The 2,116-nt window shown below is 59.8% G+C and carries 1 protein-coding gene; it reads right to left on the bottom strand.

Annotation, left to right across the window (positions count from 1 at the left end; all coding sequences use genetic code 11):
* Positions 1-2,099: glycosyltransferase (locus D8V06_RS15405; RefSeq protein WP_130931239.1), on the bottom strand; the 2,099-nt coding region annotated here is incomplete at its 3' end.
* Positions 2,100-2,116: the final 17 nt, after the last annotated feature.

The following is a 2,116-nucleotide window of genomic DNA, read 5'->3' as shown; positions in this document are numbered from 1 at the left end:
CACAGCAACGCGCCGACGGTGAAGAAGATGTTCATGCCATCGGCGACCCACGGCAGCCAGCCGGCGAGGAAGTGATAACGCTGACCGCGAGTCAGTTCGGTGTCCTTGCCGCGCAGCAGGCTGCGGGTGTGGCGCTTGATGATCTGGATCGCGCCATAGGCCCAGCGGAAACGCTGTTTCTTGAAGTCGATGAAGGTATCCGGCATCAGGCCCTTGCCGTAGCTGTCGTGGTAATACGCCGCCGACAGGCCCTTCTCGAACACGCGCAGACCGAGCTCGGCGTCTTCACAGATGCACCAGTCAGCCCAGCCCAATTCTTCCAGCACGGAACGGCGGGTCATGGTCATGGTGCCGTGCTGAATGATCGCGTCACGGTCGTTGCGAGTGACCATGCCGATATGGAAGAAGCCCTTGTATTCGGCGTAGCAGAGCTTCTTGAAGGTGCTTTCGTTCTGGTCGCGATAATCCTGCGGCGACTGCACTACGGCGATTTTTGGGTCGGCGAAGTGCGGCACCATGTGCTTGAGCCAGTTCGGGTGCACGCAGTAATCGGAGTCGATGACCGCGATCACTTCGGCATCCTTGGCCGTGTGCGGAATCAGGTAATTCAACGCGCCGCCCTTGAAACCGGCCAGAGGCGCGACGTGGAAGAACTTGAAGCGCGGGCCGAGGGTCTCGCAATAATCGCGCACCGGTTCCCAGACCGCCGGGTCCTTGGTGTTGTTATCGATGATCAGGACTTCGAAGTCCGGATAATCGAGATTGGCCAGGGCGTTGAGGGTCTGTTTGACCATCTCCGGCGGCTCGTTGTAGCAGGGCACGTGGATCGAGACTTTTGGCCGGTAACTGGAATCACCCACCACCGGCAGGAATTCCCGGCGCCGTTTGTGAATCCACACCGCTTCAGCCAGCTCGTGAGCTTCGGTCAGCAGCACGATAAACACCCCGAGCGCGCCAAGGGCGAGCAAAAAGCCGACCGTCAGGCTGAACCAGGTGCTGTATTGCTGGCTGTAGTCATAGCCGATCCACACCAGTACCGAACCGCAAAGGAACGCGATAAAGGTCAAGAAGGTACGGCCACGCTGGCGCAGGGCCGAGCCGTCGATCATCAGCAAGGTCAGCGACAGCAGGGCCAGGACGACCGAACCGATGGCCAGTACGCGCCATTGCGGGATCGCGACCACCGGGCCTTCGAAGTTGAATTTCTGCTGGCGCGCAGCGTTGAACACGCCCCAATAAGCGCCCACCGAGCCTTCGTCACTGGCTTTCCATGGTTGGTCAAACGCTTCGATGACGAAGTAGTTGAAACCCTGGCGGTTGAGTTTGTTGACCAGCGTGCGCAGGTAGATCGCCTGATCCGCCGGCGACGCATCGGCACCGCCGCGCATGCGGCCGTTGCTCGGCCAGCCGACTTCGGACAGCAGCAACGGTTTTTTCGGGAACATCTTTTTCAGGTCGCGGGCACGGTCGAGGACGAACTGCCCGGCCTTGTCCATCGGGATGAATTCCCAATAAGGCAGGACGTGAGCGGCGATCAGGTCAACGTGCTTGGCCAGTTCCGGGTGTTCTTCCCACACGTGCCACTGCTCGGAGGTGGTCACCGGCACTTTCACGGCAGCACGGACGCGATCGAGGATCACGCTCAGTTCTGCGGCGGTGATTTCCTTGCGGAAGATCGCCTCGTTGCCGACCACCACGCGAACCACACTGCGCGAGGAGTTGGCGATCTCGATGGCGCGGGTGATTTCCCGTTCGTTGCGTTCCTGGTCCGGACTGATCCAGATCCCCAGGGTTACCCGCAGGCCGAACTCTTCCGCCAGTTTGGGGATGTTCTCCAGCGTACCGTCGACCGAGTAAGTACGGATGTTGTCCGTCAACTTGCTCATGATCTCCAGGTCGCGACGCATTTGATCGTCGGTCGGGTACTGTTCTTTCTGTGGGAATTGGCCTTGCTGAAACGGCGAATACGAGAAGCCGGAGATCTGTTCAGGCCAGTTGGGAGCGGTCACCGGGCGATTGATCAGCGCCCAGAAGCCGGTAAACAAGGCGGCGATGGCGAGTACCACCACCAGGTTGAGTCCAAATTTACGCGATGACATAGCTATTTCGGGTTCCA

It is taken from the genome of Pseudomonas sp. Sample_24 (genome assembly GCF_004307605.1).
Classification (GTDB): domain Bacteria; phylum Pseudomonadota; class Gammaproteobacteria; order Pseudomonadales; family Pseudomonadaceae; genus Aquipseudomonas.
The sequence above is the reverse complement of the archived record's forward strand: the minus strand, read 5'-3'. Positions and strand labels throughout refer to the sequence as shown.